The sequence below is a fragment of the Kitasatospora sp. NPDC042419 genome (assembly GCF_056437345.1).
This window is the reverse complement of the sequence record NZ_JBWKAW010000001.1, coordinates 297471-314254: the sequence shown is the minus strand read 5'-3', so window position 1 is coordinate 314254 and position 16784 is coordinate 297471. Positions and strand designations below refer to the sequence as shown.

Genomic DNA, 16784 nt, shown 5'->3' with positions numbered 1-16784 from the left:
GGTGTGCCGACGATCACGTTGAGGTGAAGAGATGCCATTGACCCCCGAGGACGTTCGGAACAAGCAGTTCACGACCGTCCGCCTGCGCGAAGGCTATGACGAGGACGAGGTCGATGCCTTCCTCGACGAGGTCGAGGCGGAGCTGACCCGCCTTCTCCGCGAGAACGAGGACCTGCGCGCCAAGCTGGCCGCCGCGACCCGTGCCGCCGCGCAGAACCAGGCCAACATGCGCAAGGAGCCGCCGCAGGACGCGCGCTCCGGCGCCCCGGTGCCGGCCGCCATATCCGGCCCGCCGGTCCCCGGCCAGCAGGGCGGCCCCGGCGGCCCGCAGCAGATGGGCGGCCCCGGCGGTCAGCAGCAGCAGATGGGTGGCCCGCAGCAGCAGCAGCAGCAGATGGGCAACCAGCCGCTCGGCCTGCCGTCCGGTGCCCCGCAGCTCCCGTCCGGCCAGGGCGGTCCGATGGGCCCCGGCCCGCAGCAGCAGCAGATGGGCCAGACCATGGGCGGCCAGCAGCAGCTGGTCCAGCCGATGGGCGGTCAGATGCTCCAGCCGATGGGCGGCCCCGGCGGCCCGCAGGGCATGGGCAACCCGATGGGCCAGGGCATGGGCCAGCAGCAGATGCAGCAGATGGGCGGCCCCATGGGCGGCCCGCAGCAGATGGGCGGCCCGATGGGCGCCCCGATGCAGCAGCAGGGTCCCGGTGGCGACAGTGCCGCCCGCGTCCTGGCGCTCGCCCAGCAGACCGCCGACCAGGCGATCTCCGAGGCCCGTTCCGAGGCCAACAAGATCGTCGGCGAGGCGCGCAGCCGGGCCGAGGGCCTGGAGCGCGACGCCCGTGCCAAGGCCGACGCGCTGGAGCGGGACGCGCAGGAGAAGCACCGCGTCGCGATGGGCTCTCTGGAGTCCGCCCGCGCCACGCTGGAGCGCAAGGTCGAGGACCTGCGGGCGTTCGAGCGTGAGTACCGGACGCGCCTGAAGTCGTACCTGGAGACCCAGCTGCGCCAGCTGGAGTCGCAGGCGGACGACTCGCTCGCTCCGCCGCGGATCCCGGCCACCGCGTCGCTGCCGCCGGCCGCGTCGTCGATGGCTCCGGCCGGTGCGGGCGCGATGAGCAGCCCGTCGCCGAGCTTCGGTGGCGGCCAGCCGTCCTTCGGCGGGAACCAGCCCTCCTTCGGCGGGCAGGGCTCGTTCGGCGGGAACTCCGGTGCGCCGAGCTTCGGGCAGGCCTCGGGCGGCAACTCGGGTGCCCCGCAGATGCAGCCGGCCGGGATGACCCAGCCGATGGCGGCCGTCCGTCCGCAGCCGCCGCAGCCGATGCAGCAGGCGCCGGCGCCGATGCGCGGGTTCCTGATCGACGAGGACGGCGACAACTAGGCGGCAGCCGAACGTCAGCAGCGCCCCCTTCGTGGCCTCCGGGTCACGGCGGGGGCGTTCTGCGTTCCTTCGTTCCGGGCCCGGACGCGGTTTCCCGGCCCTGAGGCGTTTCCGGGCCGGACGCGCGGGGCCCGCGGGGCCGGCGGAGGGGGAGGGCGGGGGGGAACGACGGAGCCGCCGCCGCCCCCGGGTGGGGGCGGCGGCGGCTCCGGGCGGTTCGGTCAGGCCTTGCGGAGCTGGAAGGCGAGGCCGAGCGAGTCGTCCGAGAACGTGTCCGACTGCCAGTCGGCGGCGCCGGCGGCGAAGTCGGTGGCGAGGACCTCCTCGGCGACGAGCGAACCGTGCTCGGCGATCGCCTCGGCGGTCTCGTCGTCGGTGGCGCGCCAGCGCAGGACGATCCGGTCGGCGACGTCCAGGCCGGAGTTCTTGCGGGCCTCCTGGATCTGGCGGATCGCGTCACGGGCGATGCCGAGGCGCTTCAGCTCGGGGGTGATCGCCAGGTCGAGCGCGACGGTGGCACCGGACTCGTTGGCGACGGCCCAGCCCTCGCGCGGGGTCTCGGTGATGATCACCTCGTCGGGGGAGAGCGCGACGGTCTCGCCGTTCAGCTCGACCGAGGTGGTGCCCCCGGCGCGCAGCTCGGCGGCGAGCGCGGCGGCGTCGGCGGCGGCGACCGCCTTGGCGACGTCCTGCACGCCCTTGCCGAAGCGCTTGCCCAGCGCGCGGAAGTTGGCCTTGGCGGTGGTGTCGACCAGCGAGCCGCCGACGTTCGCGAGCGACTCCAGGGTGGCGACGTTGAGCTCCTCCGCGATCTGCGCGCGCAGGTCGGCGGGCAGCTCCTCCCAGCCCTGGGCGGCGACCAGCGCACGGGAGAGCGGCTGACGGGTCTTCACGCCGGACTCGGCGCGGGTCGCCCGGCCCAGCTCCACCAGACGGCGGACCAGCGCCATGTGGCGGGAGAGGTCGGCGTCGACCAGCGACTCGTCCGCCTCCGGCCAGGTGGCCAGGTGGACCGAGGCCGGGGCGTCCGGGACGACCGGGACGACCAGGTCCTGCCAGACCCGCTCGGTGATGAACGGGGTGAGCGGGGCCATCAGACGGGTGACCGTCTCCAGCGCCTCGTGCAGGGTGGCGAGCGCGGCGGCGTCGCCCTGCCAGAAGCGGCGGCGACCGCGGCGCACGTACCAGTTGGAGAGGTCGTCGACGAAGCCGGAGAGCAGCTTGCCGGCGCGCTGGGTGTCGTACGCCTGGAAGGCCGCGTCGACCTCCCGGACGAGGGTGTTGAGCTCGGAGAGCACCCAGCGGTCCAGCTGCGGGCGGTCGGCCGGGGCCGGGTCGCTCGCGGACGGGGCCCAGCCGGAGGTGCGGGCGTACAGCGCCTGGAAGGCGACGGTGTTCCAGTAGGTGAGGAGGGTCTTGCGGACCACCTCCTGGATGGTGCCGTGGCCGACCCGGCGGGCCGACCAGGGCGAGCCGCCGGCGGCCATGAACCAGCGGACGGCGTCGGCGCCGTGCTGGTCCATCAGCGGGACCGGGTCCAGGGTGTTGCCCAGGTGCTTGGACATCTTGCGGCCGTCCTCGGCCAGGATGTGGCCCAGGCAGACGACGTTCTCGTACGCGTTCCTGTCGAACACCAGGGTGCCGACGGCCATCAGCGTGTAGAACCAGCCGCGGGTCTGGTCGATCGCCTCGGAGATGAACTGCGCCGGGTAGCGCTGCTCGAACAGCTCCTTGTTCTGGTACGGGTAGCCGTACTGGGCGAAGGGCATCGAGCCCGAGTCGTACCAGGCGTCGATCACCTCGGGCACCCGGGTCGAGGTGCCGCCGCAGTCGCGGCAGGCGAAGGTGACCTCGTCGATGAACGGACGGTGCGGGTCGAGGCCGCTCCGGTCGGTGCCGGTCAGCTCGGAGAGCTCGGCCAGCGAGCCGACGCAGGTGAGGTGGCCCTCCTCGCAGCGCCAGATCGGCAGCGGGGTGCCCCAGTAGCGGTTGCGGCTGAGCGCCCAGTCGATGTTGTTGTTCAGCCAGTCGCCGAAGCGGCCGTGCTTCACGTTCTCCGGGTACCAGTTGGTGGCCTCGTTCTCGCGGACCAGGGCGTCCTTGACGGCGGTGGTCCGGATGTACCAGGACGGCTGCGCGTAGTAGAGCAGCGCGGTGTGGCAGCGCCAGCAGTGCGGGTAGCTGTGCTCGTACGGGAGGTGGCGGAAGAGGAGGCCGCGCTCCTTGAGGTCGGCGACCAGCGCCTCGTCGGCCTTCTTGAAGAACTGGCCGCCGACCAGCGGGACCTCGGGGGCGAAGGTGCCGTCGGCCAGCACCGGGTTGACCACCGGCAGGCCGTAGCGGCGGCAGGTGGCGAGGTCGTCCGCGCCGAAGGCGGGCGACTGGTGGACGATGCCGGTGCCGTCCTCGGTGGTGACGTAGTCGGCGTTGAGGACGTAGTGCGCGTCCTCGATCTCGACCAGGTCGAAGGGGCGGCGGTAGGCCCAGCGCTCCATCTCGGCGCCGGTGAAGGACTCGCCGGTCGGCTCCCAGCCGCCCCCTAGCCCTGACGGGCTGGGAGGTGCCCCCACGCCGAGGGCCTTGGCCAGCAGCGGCTCGGCGACCACCAGCTGCTCGGTGCCGTCGGTGGCCACCACGTAGGTGACCTCCGGGTGGACGGCGGCGGCGGTGTTGGAGACCAGGGTCCACGGGGTGGTGGTCCAGACCAGCAGGGCGGCGCGGCCGGCCAGCGGGCCGCTGGTCAGCGGGAAGCGGACGAAGACCGAGGGGTCGACGACGGTCTCGTAGCCCTGCGCCAGCTCGTGGTCGGACAGGCCGGTGCCGCAGCGCGGGCACCAGGGGGCGACCCGGTGGTCCTGGACCAGCAGGCCCTTGTCGAAGATCTGCTTGAGCGACCACCAGACGGACTGCACGTAGGACGGGTCCATGGTGCGGTAGGCCTGGTCGAGGTCGACCCAGTAGCCCATGCGGGTGGTGAGCTCGCTGAAGGCGTCGGTGTGGCGGGTCACCGACTCGCGGCACTTGGCGTTGAACTCGGCGATGCCGTACGCCTCGATGTCCTGCTTGCCGGAGAAGCCCAGCTCCTTCTCGACGGCCAGCTCGACCGGGAGGCCGTGACAGTCCCAGCCGGCCTTGCGGGCGACGTGGTAGCCCTTCATCGTCCGGTAGCGGGGGAAGACGTCCTTGAAGACCCGGGCCTCGATGTGGTGGGCGCCGGGCATGCCGTTGGCGGTGGGCGGGCCCTCGTAGAAGACCCACTCCGGGCGGCCCTCGGACTGCTCCAGGCTGCGCTGGAAGACCTTGTTGTCCTGCCAGAAGGAGAGGATCTGGTGTTCGAGGGCCGGCAGGTCGACCTGGGCGGGGACGGGGTTGTAGGTACTCATCGCGGGCGTCTACCTCCGGCGGATGCGTGGACTGGATCCGACGGAGGGACGAGACGGCATGCCGCCCCGCGGTACCACCCTCCTTGGCCGCGGTGCTGCGTGCGGCCCTCTTGTTTGGGCTTGCTGCCGGGTCTACGGGCCGGTGCGACGGGAATCGCGGGCCTTTCTTCCGGCGGCTCCGGGGTGATCTTCGCGCCGTGCACACCCCCGGGCTCGCACCGTCCCCGGGTCGCTGGTGGCTGCGTACTGCGGTACTCGTCCCCATCTGCGCCTTGCAGGCTCAGTGTATCGGCCCGCCGCAAGTCGTTTCGGGCGCGCCGGTCCGGGGCCGGTCCGGGGTGAGGGCCAGGGGGCTCCGCCGCGGTGGCCGGCGCGGCGTCCGGGGCGGTGCCGGGGGTGGTGTCGGGGGCGCCGCCGGGAGTGCCCGGCCGGGGCCGGGGGCACGGCTTCCGGTACGGCGTCCGGGGGCGGTTAGGCGGGGGTGTACGGGGCACAACTCTGGTCGGCGCATGGGCGTGGCGCCTGTGACGGCTGCCCGGGTGGGATCATTGTGAGGCGTCGGTATGTCATGTTGTGACCGTTTTTGATCGGGATTATCGTTCCGGCACTGGAGGCCGCCGGGAACCGGCGGCTCGATTCGTTCGTAGATGGGGTCGAAGCCATGGCTGAGAAGGCAACCGGCGCGGGTACCGCCACCAAGCGGACACGCAAGGCCGTGGCAGGCGATCCAGGGGAGGGGACCGTGACCACTACCGCACGGCGAAAGAACACCACCGACACCGCTCTCGTGGCCCCCGGCCGCACCCGCACCCCGGCCCAGAACGGGGCTGTCCGGGCCGGCGGCGGCGCCGAGTCGGTCGATCCGGCGGAGCTGCCCGTCCGCCCCGGCGAGGACCCGTGGACCTCGGAGGAGGTGCACGAGCTGCACGCCGAGCTGATCAGTGAGCTGGAGCGGCTGCAGCACGAGATCGACGCGGCCGAGGCGGCCATCACCGGCCTGATGCGCGACTCCAACGACGGGGCCGGCGACGACCAGGTGGACGCCGGCACCAAGAACATCTCGCGGGAGAGCGAGCTGGCGCTGGCCAACAACGCCCGCGACAGCCTCGCCCAGACCGAGCACGCGCTGGTCCGGCTGGAGGGCGTCGGCTTCGGCACCTGCGAATCCTGCGGCCAGGCCATCGGCAAGGCGCGGATGCAGGCCTTCCCGCGGGCGACGCTCTGCGTCCAGTGCAAGGCCAAGCAGGAACGCCGCTGACCGGGGCGACGCGGGGGGTCGGGCTTGCCGTAGGCTCGACCCCGTAACGTCGCCTGATCTGTCGGAGGTCGGGCGTTCCCCGGCCCACCCACGTCACGGCAGCGGAGCGGATCATCAGTACGCAAGGTTCCCCCCAGACGCGGGACGAGTCCGTCCCGACGCCCGCCGAAGCCGTGGCGGAGACCGTGACCGAGCCCGGTGGGACGGGCGTCGCCACCGGAGCCGCCGTTGCCGCGGGCTCGACGGCCGTCGGCTCCACGGCTCTCGGCGTGGACGCCGTCGGCCCGGCCCCCGCGGGGGCCACCGCCATCGGCGGCGCGGACGCGGAGCAGGAGGCGCCGAAGGGGCGCCGGCGGATCGGCGTGCTGCTGGTGGTCGCGCTCCTCGCCTTCCTGATCGACTTCGGCAGCAAGCTGCTGGTGGTCGCCCGGCTGGAGAACCACGCGGCGATCAAGGTGATCGGCGACGTGGTGACCTTCCAGGTGATCCGCAACTCCGGCGCCGCCTTCGGCATGGGGCAGGCGCTCACCGTCGTCTTCACCATGATCGCCTCGGCCGTCATCGTGGTGATCTGGCGGATCGCCCGCCGGCTGTACAGCCTGCCCTGGGCGATCGCGCTCGGGCTGCTGCTCGGCGGGGCGCTCGGCAACCTCACCGACCGGCTGTTCCGCTCGCCCGGCGTCTTCCGCGGGCACGTGGTGGACTTCATCTCCGTCCAGCACTTCGCCGTCTTCAACCTCGCCGACTCGGCGATCGTCTGCGGCGGCATCCTGGTCGTCCTGCTCTCCTTCCGGGGCAGCAACCCCGACGGCACCGTCCACCAGCAGGTGGAGAAGGGGAGCAAGGGGGACCCGGCCGAGTAGGGCGGGGAACCGACTGCGCGAGGGGCGGCCCCCGCGTCCGGCATACTCGTACGGGTGAGTACCGCAGCGCAGATCCGCAGCCTCCCCGTACCCGACGGCCTTGAGGGCGAGCGTCTCGACGCCGCCCTCGCCCGGATGTTCGGCTTCTCCCGGACCAAGGCCGCCGAGTTGGCCGCCGACGGCAAGGTGACGCTCGACGGCGCCGTGGCCGGCAAGTCGGACCGGGTCACCGCCGGTTCCTGGCTGGAGGTCGAGATCCCGGCCCCCGCCGCCCCCGTGCAGATCGTCGCCGAGCACGTCGAGGGCATGCGCATCGTCCACGACGACGAGGACATCGTGCTCGTCGACAAGCCGGTCGGGGTCGCCGCGCACCCCAGCCCCGGCTGGACCGGCCCCACCGTGATCGGCGGCCTCGCCGCGGCCGGCTACCGGATCTCCACCTCGGGCGCCGCCGAGCGCCAGGGCGTCGTGCACCGGCTCGACGTCGGCACCTCCGGGCTGATGGTCGTCGCCAAGTCCGAGCGCGCCTACACCGACCTCAAGCGGCAGTTCCACGACCGGATCACCGAGAAGAAGTACCACACGCTCGTCCAGGGGCACCCGGACCCGCTCAGCGGCACCGTCGACGCCCCGATCGGGCGCCACCCCAGCTCCGACTGGAAGTGGGCGGTCACCCGGGAGGGCAAGCCGTCCGTCACGCACTACGACCTGATCGAGGCCTACCGGGCCGCCTCGCTGATGGACATCAAGCTGGAGACCGGGCGCACCCACCAGATCCGCGTCCACATGTCCGCGCTGCGCCACCCCTGCGTCGGCGACCTCACCTACGGCGCCGACCCGACGCTCGCCAAGCGGCTCGGGCTCACCCGGCAGTGGCTGCACGCCGTCTCGCTCGGGTTCGAGCACCCGGCCGACGGCGAGTGGGTGCAGTTCTCCAGCGAGTACCCGGCCGACCTGCGGAAGGCCCTCGACATCATCTCCGCCGAGAGCTGAGGCGGCCGGCGTGAGCGCTTTCGCGGCACGGATCCGCACCGCCGAGGGGGAGGACGACCTCGCGCTGGTCCGGGACGTCCGGCGGCTGGTGTTCGTCGAGGAGCAGGGCGTGCCGGAGGAGCTGGAGTACGACGAGCTGGACGCCACCTCGGAGCACCTGCTGGCGGTCGGCCCGGCGGGGGAGCCGCTGGGCACGGCCCGGCTGATCTTCGGCGAGCAGGCGCTCGAACTGACCGGCGGGACCGAGGGGCGGGTGCTGCTCGGCCGGCTCGCGGTGGTCGCGGCCGCGCGGGGCACCGGGCTCGGCGCGGAGCTGGTCCGGGCGGTGGAGGCCGCCGGGCGCGGGCGCGGGGCGCGTGAGGTGGAGCTGCACGCGCAGGTGCAGGCGCTGGGGTTCTACGAGCGGCTCGGGTACGTGGCCGAGGGCGGGGTCTACGACGACGCCGGGATTCCGCACCGGACGATGACGCGGGTGCTGTAGGGAGTTGTACCGGCGCTCTGTCGGCGCCGTGCCGGCGCCGTGGGGCGTGACTCGGGCGGGCCTGCTTCGGCGGGCCCGCCCGGGCGTGTTCCGGCGCCTTCCGGCGGGCCTGCCGGGTCCGCCGGGCTCGTCAGGCCTCGCCGGTGCGCAGCCGGGGGAGCGCCTCGGGGTGGTGGTCGCGGAGGTAGCCGACCAGCTGCTCGCGGACGTCGAAGCGGAGCCGGGCCGCGTCGTCCGGCGTGCGGGCGGTCATGGTGGCCCGCACCAGCATCGTGCTCGGGGTGGTGTCGACGACCTGGAGCGCCCACTCGGCGCCGTCCCACAGCGGGTTCTCCGCCAGCCGGTCGTGCAGGGCGGTGCGGAGCAGGTCGACCGGGGTCGCGTGGTCGAGGTGGAGGAGCACCGAGGCCAGCAGGCCCGGGTCGCGGCGGGTCCAGTTCTCGAACGGCTTGCTGACGAAGTACGAGACCGGGACGATCAGCCGGCGGTAGTCCCAGAGCCGGACCACCAGGTAGGTGAGGGTGATCTCCTCGACCGTCCCCTGCTGGCCGTCGACCACCACGGTGTCGCCGATCCGGGCGGTGTCGCCGAAGGCGATCTGCAGGCCGGCGAAGAAGTTGCCGAGGGCGGACTGGGCGGCGATGCGGGCCACGATGCCGATGATCCCGGCCGAGGCGAGCAGGCTGGCGCCGACGGTGCGAGCACGGGCACCTCGTCGGTCGGCAGGCGGGTCGTGCGTACGATACCCGGGCATAGCGGGGCGAATCGGCCTCCTGGCTGCGGCGGGGCCGGGTCGGGGGCGGAGCGGAGCGGGGGCAGGGTCGGGGCGGACTTATCAGCCGCCTACCCGAGTGGCGGCTACGATCACGGACCATGGAGCTCGGTGGGGCGTGGCGCCGGTGGCGCGGTCGCGGTACGGCGGCCGGACGGAGACTGCTGGCCGGTGCGGTGGCCCTGGTGGTGGTCGCCGGCGTGGGCACGGCGGTGGCGGTGGCGGCCGGCGGGGAACAGCCGGTCCGCCAGGAGGATCGTTTCCTCGCGATGCCCGAGACGCCCGGCAGCCAACAGGTGGTCCAGCTGGACACCTCCTTCTTCACGACCGGGGACGGGCCGCGCCCGGCCGTCCTGCTCGGCCACGGCTTCGGCGGGTCCAAGGAGGGCGAGCGGGAGCGCGCCGAGCAGCTGGCCCGGCAGGGGTACGCGGTGCTCACCTGGTCGGCGCGCGGCTTCGGACGCTCCGGCGGCAAGATCGGGCTGAACGCACCCGACCGCGAGGTCGAGGACGTCAAGCACCTGGTGGACTGGCTGGCCCAGCGGCCCGAGGTGCGCCTCGACGGCCCCGGCGACCCCCGGGTGGGCATCACCGGCGCCTCCTACGGCGGGGCGGTCGCGCTGCTCGGCTCGGCGTACGACACCCGGATCGACGCGGTGGCCAGCCAGATCACCTGGTGGAACCTGGCCGACGCGCTGTTCCCGCAGGGCGTGCAGGGGTCCGGCGCGATCGACGGGGTGTTCAAGAAGCTGTGGGCCGGGATCTTCTTCACCACCGGCTCGGCGGGCGACCTCGGTCCGTCCGGCGGCGCGGCGCGGCCCTCGGTGGCGCCGGAAGGGGCCGGACAGGTCGGCTGCGGGCGGTTCCTGGAGGAGCTGTGCCGGATGTACGACCGGGTGGCGACCGCCGGGCGCGCCGACCCGGAGGCGGTCGCGCTGCTGGACCGCTCCAGCCCGTCCTCGGTCGCGGACCGGCTTAAGGTGCCCACGCTGGTCGTCCAGGGACAGCAGGACTCGCTGTTCCCGCTCGACCAGGGGGACGCGATCGCCCGGGCGGTGGCGGCCAACGGCGCCCCCGTCGCGGTGGACTGGTTCGCGGGCGGGCACGACGGGGCGACCGACACCAGCGAGCGGGTGGACGCCCGGGTGGCCGCCTGGTTCGACCGGTACCTGAAGGGCAGCGGGGGTTCGGCGGGCGGTGCCGGCTCGAAGGACGGTGCATCGAGCGACGGCGGCGGCACCGGGGCGGCGTTCCGGGTGACCCGGACCGGCGGGGTCGACTCCACCGGCTTCCAGCCGGTCCTGCGCGGAGCCACGGCCGACGCCTACCCCGGGCTCGACGGCACCGGCTCGCGGCAGTACCGGCTGACCGGGCCCTCGGCCGACGGCGAGCAGGCCTTCGCCAATCCGCCGGGCGGCGCCCCGCCCAACATCTCCGCACTGCCGGGCATCGGCGCGCTCAGCCAGGCCGCCGCCCTGGGCGCCTCGGTCTCCCTGGACTTCCCCGGGCAGTTCGCCGCCTTCGAGTCCGAGCCGCTCGACGCCTCGGTGCACCTGACCGGCCGGCCCACCGTGCCCGTCAGGGTCCGCGCCGACCGGCCGGACGCGGTGCTCTTCGCCAAGCTCTACGACGTCGCCCCGGACGGCAGGCAGACCCTGCCGCAGCAGCTGTCCGCCCCGCTCCGGGTGACCGGCGCGGACGGGCCCGACGGACGGACCGTCACGGTGGCCCTGCCCACCGTCGACCACACCTTCGACACCGGGCACCGGCTCAGGCTGGTGCTCGCCTCGACCGACCTGGCGTACGCCTCGCCCGCCGAGCCGGCCACCTATCGGGCCGCCGTCACCGGACCGCTGACCCTCCCGGTCGTGGACGGGCTGGTCACCGAGGCCGCGCCGCTGCCCTCGCGGACCTGGGTGCTGCCGCTGGTGGCCGTCGCGGTGGCCGCCGCAGTGCTGCTGTTGCCCCGGCTGCGCCGCCGGGCCCGCACCGCGCGGGGCGCGGCGTACGACCCGGCGCTGGGCGGGGTGCCGCTGCAGATCGCCGGACTGAGCAAGCGGTACAAGGGCGCCGCCGACCGGTACGCGGTGAAGGACCTGGGCTTCCGGGTGGAGCAGGGCCAGGTGCTCGGCCTGCTCGGCCCCAACGGCGCCGGCAAGACCACCACCCTGCGGATGCTGATGGGCCTGATCCGGCCGGACGCCGGCGAGATCAGGATCTTCGGCCACCTGGTGCGGCCCGGCGCGCCGGTACTCTCCCGGGTCGGTGCCTTCGTCGAGGGCGCGGGCTTCCTGCCGCACCTCACCGGGCGGGCCAACCTGCGGCTCTACTGGCAGGCCACCGGGCGGCCGGAGGCCGACGCGCACCTGGACGAGGCACTGGCCATCGCCGGGCTCGGCGAGGCGCTGGACCGGGCCGTGCGCACCTACTCGCAGGGCATGCGGCAGCGGCTCGCCATCGCCCAGGCGATGCTGGGCCTGCCCGACCTGCTGATCCTGGACGAGCCGACCAACGGGCTCGACCCGCCGCAGATCCGCGAGATGCGCGAGGTGATGATCAGGTACGCCGCCGCCGGGCGGACCGTCATCGTCTCCAGCCACCTGCTGGCCGAGGTCGAGCAGAGCTGCACCGACCTGGTGGTCATGGACCGCGGCCGGCTGGTCACCACCGGCGCCGTCGCGGAGATCGTCGGCGGCGGCGAGCAACTGCTGGTCGGCTCCGCCGCCCCGTTCGGTGCGGCGGAGCTGGCGGCGGCGGCCGAGAAGGTGGCCGGGCTGGCCGGGGTCGGCTCGGCGGAGGCGGTCGAGGGCGGGCTGCTCGTCCGGCTGGACGGCATGGCGGCCAGTCAGCTGCTGGCCGAGCTGGTGCGGCTCGGGGTGCCGGTGGAGTCGGCCGGGCCGCAACGCCGCCTGGAGGACGCGTTCCTGTCGCTGATCGGAGGTGCGGCGTGAGCGCCGTGGTGTCTTCTGGGGTGTCGTCGGGCGGGGTGCCGTCCGGCGGGGTGTCGCCGGACCACGCGGCCGGGTACCGGGCCGGGCGGACGCTGCCGCTGCGGGTCGAGATCGTCCGCCAGCTGCGGCGCCGGCGGACCATGGTGATCGGCGGGGTGCTGGCCGCGATGCCGCTCATCGTGCTGGCGGCGTTCCAGGTCGCCGGCACCCCGGGCCGGGCCGACCGGACCACGTTCATCGAGCTGGCCACCTCGTCCGGGCCGAACTTCGCGGCCACCATGCTCTTCATGGGCACCGGCTTCATGCTGGTGATCCCGGTCGCGCTGTTCTGCGGCGACACGGTGGCCTCCGAGGCGAGCTGGTCCTCGCTGCGCTACCTGCTGGCCGCGCCGGTGCCCCGGGCCAGGCTGCTGGCGCGCAAGTTCGCGGTGGGGCTGCTGTTCTCGGCCGCCGCGGTGCTGCTGCTGCCGCTGGTCGGGCTGGGGGTCGGCACCGCCGCGTACGGGTGGGGCGACCTGAAGCTGCCGGCCGGCGCGAGCCTGACGGCGGGGGAGGCGCTGCCCCGGCTGGCGGTCGCGGTGGTGTTCGTCTTCCTGAGCGAGATCGTGATCGCCGCGCTGGCGTTCTGGCTCTCCACCGCCACCGACGCGCCGCTGGGGGCGGTGGGCGGGGCGGTGTTCGCCTCGATCATCACCGGTGTGCTGGACGCCATCACCGCGCTCGGCGACATGCGGGCCTGGCTGCCCGCGCACTGGCAGTACGCGTGGGCGGACGCCCTGCAGCCGCAACTGGAGTGGGGCGGCATGGTGCAGGGCGTCTCGCTGTCGCTGTCCTACGCGGTGGTGCTGCTGGCCCTGGCCTTCCGCGGCTTCGCCCGCAAGGACGTGGTGTCCTGACCCCGGGTGTCCCGCCCGCCGGTCGACCGGCGGCCGGGACACCCGGCGCGGCGGCTACTTGACGGGGGAGTAGACGCGCTCGATCTGCTGGGTGCCGGACTTGGTGCGGTAGGAGCGCGTCCACTTGGTGGTGGCGTCCTTGCGGGTCCGGTCGGAGACGACGTAGTAGTCCATCTGCGTCCGGCTCGGGGTGATGTCCAGCACTCCGTAGCCGTGCGAGTCCAGGTCGACCCACTTGATGTGCCGGTTGGAGGCCTGGAGCGCGGCGGCGGCGACCAGCGAGAGGGTCTGCGGCGCGACCTTCAGGAAGTCGTCGATGTTGTCCGAGGTCACCGAGGTGACCACGAACTCGGTCGCGACGCTGCCCGACAGCGGGTAGGTGGCGGCCTCGTTCGGGACGTCCGACGCCCAGGCCGAGTGGATGTCGCCGGTCAGGAAGACGGTGTTGGTGATGCCGTTCGCCTTGAGGTGGCCGAGCAGCTCGCGGCGGTCGTGGGTGTAGCCGTCCCACTGGTCGGTGTTGATCGCCAGGCCCTCGCCGGGCAGGCCGAGCAGCTTGGCCAGCGGGCGCAGGATGTAGTCGGGGAGCGCGAAGAGGGCGACCGGGGAGATCATCACCTCGTTGCCGATCAGCCGCCAGGTGGTGTCGGAGGCGGCGAGGCCGGACTTCAGCCAGTCCATCTGGGCGCGGCCGGTGATGGTGCGGTCGGCCGAGTCGACGTCGCCGTTGCCGACCTTGACCTGCTGGGAGCGGAACGAGCGCTGGTCCATCAGGTGCAGGTCGGCGAGCTTGCCGTAGCGCAGGCGGCGGTAGGTGGTGCCGGCTATGGACGGGCGGACCGGCATCCACTCGAAGTAGGCCTGCTTGGCGGCGGCCACCCGGGCCGCCCAGTCGCCCTCGGCGCCCGGGGTGTGGTTCTCGGCGCCGCCCGACCAGGCGTCGTTGGCGAACTCGTGGTCGTCCCAGATGGCGATCGTCGGGACCTGCGCGTGCAGCCCCTGGAGGTCCTCGTCGGTCTTGTAGCGGCCGTGCCGGGTGCGGTAGTCGGCGAGGGTGAGGATCTCGTGGGCGGGCGCGTGCGGGCGGACCACCGAGCCGCGGGCGCAGAACTCGCCCGTCTTGTACTCGTAGATGTAGTCGCCGAGGAAGAGGAAGGCGTCGAGGTCGCCGCGGGCCGCGAGGTGGCGGTAGGCCGAGAAGTAGCCGGCCTCCCAGTTGGCGCAGGACGCGACGCCGAAGCGGAGTCTTTCGAGGGTGGCGTCGGCGGCCGGGGTGGTGTGGGTGCGGCCGACGGGGGAGACGGTCACGCCGGCGGTGAAGCGGTACCAGTAGAGGGTGTCCGGGGTGAGGCCGCGGACGTCCGCCTTGACGGTGTGGTCGGTGGCGGCGGTGGTGGTCACCGTGCCGCTCGCCGCGATCCGGGTGAAGCCCTTGTCGGTGGCGAGCTCCCAGCGCACCTCGGTGTCGGCGCCGAGGCCGGAACCGGGGACGGCCTCGGGGGCCGGGGTGACGCGGGTCCAGAGCAGGATGCCGTCGGGCAGCGGGTCGCCGGAGGCGACGCCGTGCAGGAACTGAGGGGCGGTCGCGGCGTGGGCCGCGGTGCCGAGGGTGAGCGGCAGGGCGGCGGCGCCGGCCGCGAGGGCGGTGGCCTTGAGCACCTGGCGGCGGTGCGGGCGGGCGGCGGTCATGTCATCGACAAGGTCAGTCACGGCCGACAGGCTACCGGTCGGTAATGCGCTGTTCCATACGTTGAACTGACTGTTCGTTGCCGCTTCACCGAGGTGTGACGTCCCGCCACCGTGGCGGGTGCGCTCGGCCACCCGGCGGCCATGAGCGATGATGGGAGGCTGTTCCGGCCCCCCGTCGCAAGGAAGTCCCGCCCGTGGCACAGATCCTGCTCCTCCACTCCGTGTACGGCCTGCGCCCCGCCGTCCACGCCGCCGCCGACCGGCTGCGCGCCGCCGGGCACACCGTCCACACCCCCGACCTCTTCGACGGACGGACCTTCGACGACGTCGAGGAGGGCATGGCGTACAAGGAGGAGGTCGGCAGCGACGAACTGCTGCGCCGGGCCGTCGGCGTCGCCGCCCCGCTGCTGGGCTCCGGGACGCCGCTCGTCTACGCCGGCTTCTCGCTCGGCGGCTCGCTCGCCCAGAACCTCGCGCTCGCCGACGAGAAGGCCCTCGGCCTGCTGCTCCTGCACGGCACCTCCGACATCCGCGAGGACGCGGCCACCTCGATCCCGGTCCAGCTGCACATCGCCGAGCCCGACCCGTTCGAGCCCGAGGACTGGCTGAACGCCTGGTACCTGGGCATGCGCAAGGCCGGCGCGGACGTGGAGATCCACCGCTACCGGGGCGCCGGCCACGTCTTCACCGACCCCGACCTCCCGGACTACGACGCCGAGGCGGCGGAGCGGGCGTGGGCGGTGGCCCTGGACTTCCTCGCCGAGCTGGACGAGCAGGTCGGCTGAGGCTGTCTCTGTTTTTGCGCAGGAAGTCGGCCCGGCCGACTTCCTGCGCAGGGTGGTTTCGGCCGCCTCCGTCACCTGTGACGGAGGCGGCCATGATTCAGCGCAGGTGGTCGAAGGCGCCGGCCTTCGCGCCGTCGACCATGGCGCGGATCTCGGAGCGGGTGTAGACGAGCGGGGTCTGGGTGGGGTTCTTGGAGTCGCGGATGGCGACGAACTCGCCGATCGCGCCGAACTCGACGCAGTTGTCGCTGCCGCCGCTGAACGGGGACTTCTCCCAGAGGACGTCGGAGAAGTCGATCGCGGCCGGGTCGGGCTTGTGGGTCACGTGCGGCTCTCCTTGAGCATCTTGGCCAGACGAGCATGGGTCTCGGGCGGGCCGAGGGCCAGTGCGCGCAGATGATCGAAGACCCGGCTGTAGTGGTACAGCTCATCCGCGCCCTCGAAGTACACCGAGTTGGGGCCATTCTCCATCCACACCACGCCTGGGTTGGGCTTGGCGAAGTCCATGATGACGAATGGGCCGTCCAGCCCTGGATGGAAGCCCGCGCTGAAGGGCAGGAGTTGCACCGTGATGTTCGGTTGCGACATCGCCTCCAGCAGGTGTTCGAGCTGGCCGCGCAGAGTCGCGGGGTCGTCGATCCGATGGAGGGCAGCTTCGTCGATCACGGCCCACAACTCGACGGAGTCATCGCCCTCCAACAGCCTTCGGCGGCCCATTCTGACCTTGACCAGAGCTTCGATCTGGTCGGGCCGAAGGTCGAACCGCATGCTGGTGATGACCTGACGGGCGTGGTCCTCGGTTTGGAGAAGCCCCGGGATCAGCAGGGACTCATACGTGCGAAGTGAGACAGCGCTCGCCTCAAGAGTCAGGTAGCCGCCGTACTTCGTGGTGTTGATGACGGCGGAGTACTTCTTCCACCACGGCTGCCGCTGGGCCGCGTCGGCGCGGACCAGGTCGAGGATGTCCTCGCGGGCGGCAGGGTCCGTTATCCCGTAGCAGTCCAGAAGAGCCTTGGCGAGCAATGGGGTTGTCCCGCGGTCGCCGTTCTCAATGCGGCTCAGCGAGCCCTGGCTGACTTCCACGACGGCGCACACCTCGGTCAGCGTCAGGCCGGTCTCTGCTCTCAACTCCTTGAAACGGGAGGAGAGCTGACGCCGGTATACCGATGGCGGGGTCGGGTTTGTCTTCCTTGCCATGGCAGCAGTGTGCCACCTGTGGCCCGATGAGGTAGCTCGTAAGGAGGAATATTTCCTGGAATATTGCCTACGTCTTGCTTGCCGGGGCATGCTGGCGATGGCTGCGGAGCGTGCTGAGTGCATGGCAGTCCGTGGCTTGGA

At 72.9% G+C, this 16784-nt stretch carries 13 protein-coding genes; 8 read left to right on the top strand and 5 right to left on the bottom strand.

Going from position 1 to position 16784, the window contains the following annotated elements:
• Window positions 1–31: 31 nt before the first annotated feature.
• Complete coding sequence (locus AC067J_RS01425) at window positions 32–1375, top strand: DivIVA domain-containing protein (RefSeq protein WP_478295905.1); 1344 nt, start codon at window positions 32–34, stop codon at window positions 1373–1375.
• 221 nt (window positions 1376–1596) lie between these two features.
• On the opposite strand, the gene ileS is transcribed toward AC067J_RS01425, so the two are convergent.
• Window positions 1597–4758, bottom strand: a complete 3162-nt coding sequence (gene ileS / locus AC067J_RS01420; RefSeq protein ID WP_478295904.1) for an isoleucine--tRNA ligase — start codon at window positions 4756–4758, stop codon at window positions 1597–1599.
• A gap of 742 nt (window positions 4759–5500) precedes the next feature.
• Between ileS and AC067J_RS01415 the strand changes: the two genes are divergently transcribed.
• The 4 genes from AC067J_RS01415 to AC067J_RS01400 all read left to right on the top strand — a co-directional run bounded on the left by AC067J_RS01415 (window position 5501) and on the right by AC067J_RS01400 (window position 8353).
• Window positions 5501–6016 (top strand): TraR/DksA family transcriptional regulator, encoded by a 516-nt coding sequence (locus AC067J_RS01415; RefSeq protein ID WP_478295903.1) that lies wholly within the window; start codon window positions 5501–5503, stop codon window positions 6014–6016.
• A 269-nt stretch (window positions 6017–6285) separates the two neighbouring features.
• The gene (lspA, locus tag AC067J_RS01410) at window positions 6286–6879 is read left to right on the top strand and encodes a signal peptidase II (protein ID WP_478296350.1); all 594 of its coding nucleotides are present in this window, start codon (window positions 6286–6288) and stop codon (window positions 6877–6879) included.
• A 54-nt stretch (window positions 6880–6933) separates the two neighbouring features.
• A complete protein-coding gene (locus tag AC067J_RS01405) occupies window positions 6934–7872 on the top strand; it encodes an RluA family pseudouridine synthase (RefSeq protein WP_478295902.1) in 939 nt (312 codons plus the stop codon).
• Between the two features lie 10 nt (window positions 7873–7882).
• Window positions 7883–8353 (top strand): GNAT family N-acetyltransferase, encoded by a 471-nt coding sequence (locus AC067J_RS01400; protein ID WP_478295901.1) that lies wholly within the window; start codon window positions 7883–7885, stop codon window positions 8351–8353.
• A gap of 130 nt (window positions 8354–8483) precedes the next feature.
• Here AC067J_RS01400 and AC067J_RS01395 read toward each other — a convergent pair whose 3' ends face one another.
• Entirely contained in the window at window positions 8484–9005 is a 522-nt protein-coding gene (locus tag AC067J_RS01395) for a mechanosensitive ion channel family protein (protein WP_478295900.1), read from the bottom strand.
• A gap of 221 nt (window positions 9006–9226) precedes the next feature.
• On the opposite strand from AC067J_RS01395, the gene AC067J_RS01390 reads away from it, so the two are divergent.
• Both AC067J_RS01390 and AC067J_RS01385 read left to right on the top strand, forming a co-directional pair.
• Entirely contained in the window at window positions 9227–12076 is a 2850-nt protein-coding gene (locus tag AC067J_RS01390) for a CocE/NonD family hydrolase (RefSeq protein ID WP_478295899.1), read from the top strand.
• A gap of 5 nt (window positions 12077–12081) precedes the next feature.
• A complete protein-coding gene (locus AC067J_RS01385; protein WP_478296349.1) occupies window positions 12082–12972 on the top strand; it encodes an ABC transporter permease in 891 nt (296 codons plus the stop codon).
• A gap of 54 nt (window positions 12973–13026) precedes the next feature.
• Here the strand turns inward: AC067J_RS01385 and AC067J_RS01380 are convergent, their stop codons facing one another.
• The gene (locus AC067J_RS01380) at window positions 13027–14661 is read right to left on the bottom strand and encodes an alkaline phosphatase D family protein (protein WP_478296348.1); all 1635 of its coding nucleotides are present in this window, start codon (window positions 14659–14661) and stop codon (window positions 13027–13029) included.
• 194 nt (window positions 14662–14855) lie between these two features.
• Here AC067J_RS01380 and AC067J_RS01375 point away from each other — a divergent pair, with 194 nt between their 5' ends.
• Window positions 14856–15446, top strand: a complete 591-nt coding sequence (locus AC067J_RS01375) for a dienelactone hydrolase family protein (protein ID WP_478295898.1) — start codon at window positions 14856–14858, stop codon at window positions 15444–15446.
• 97 nt (window positions 15447–15543) lie between these two features.
• On the opposite strand, the gene AC067J_RS01370 is transcribed toward AC067J_RS01375, so the two are convergent.
• The gene (locus AC067J_RS01370) at window positions 15544–15771 is read right to left on the bottom strand and encodes a DUF397 domain-containing protein (RefSeq protein WP_478295897.1); all 228 of its coding nucleotides are present in this window, start codon (window positions 15769–15771) and stop codon (window positions 15544–15546) included.
• Window positions 15768–16643 carry a helix-turn-helix domain-containing protein gene (locus AC067J_RS01365; protein WP_478295896.1) on the bottom strand — a complete coding sequence of 292 codons (876 nt, stop codon included), beginning with the start codon at window positions 16641–16643 and terminating at the stop codon, window positions 15768–15770. The genes AC067J_RS01370 and AC067J_RS01365 overlap by 4 nt, the downstream gene beginning before the upstream one ends.
• Window positions 16644–16784 lie beyond the last annotated feature (141 nt).

What these genes read in the sequence shown, in the direction of transcription:
- AC067J_RS01365 (WP_478295896.1), bottom strand. Translation starts at nt 16,643, where the DNA reads ATGGCAAGGAAGACAAACCCGACCCCGCCATCGGTATACCGGCGTCAG.
- AC067J_RS01380 (WP_478296348.1), bottom strand. Translation starts at nt 14,661, where the DNA reads ATGACCGCCGCCCGCCCGCACCGCCGCCAGGTGCTCAAGGCCACCGCC.
- ileS (WP_478295904.1), bottom strand. Translation starts at nt 4,758, where the DNA reads ATGAGTACCTACAACCCCGTCCCCGCCCAGGTCGACCTGCCGGCCCTC.
- AC067J_RS01425 (WP_478295905.1), top strand. Translation starts at nt 32, where the DNA reads ATGCCATTGACCCCCGAGGACGTTCGGAACAAGCAGTTCACGACCGTC.
- AC067J_RS01390 (WP_478295899.1), top strand. Translation starts at nt 9,227, where the DNA reads ATGGAGCTCGGTGGGGCGTGGCGCCGGTGGCGCGGTCGCGGTACGGCG.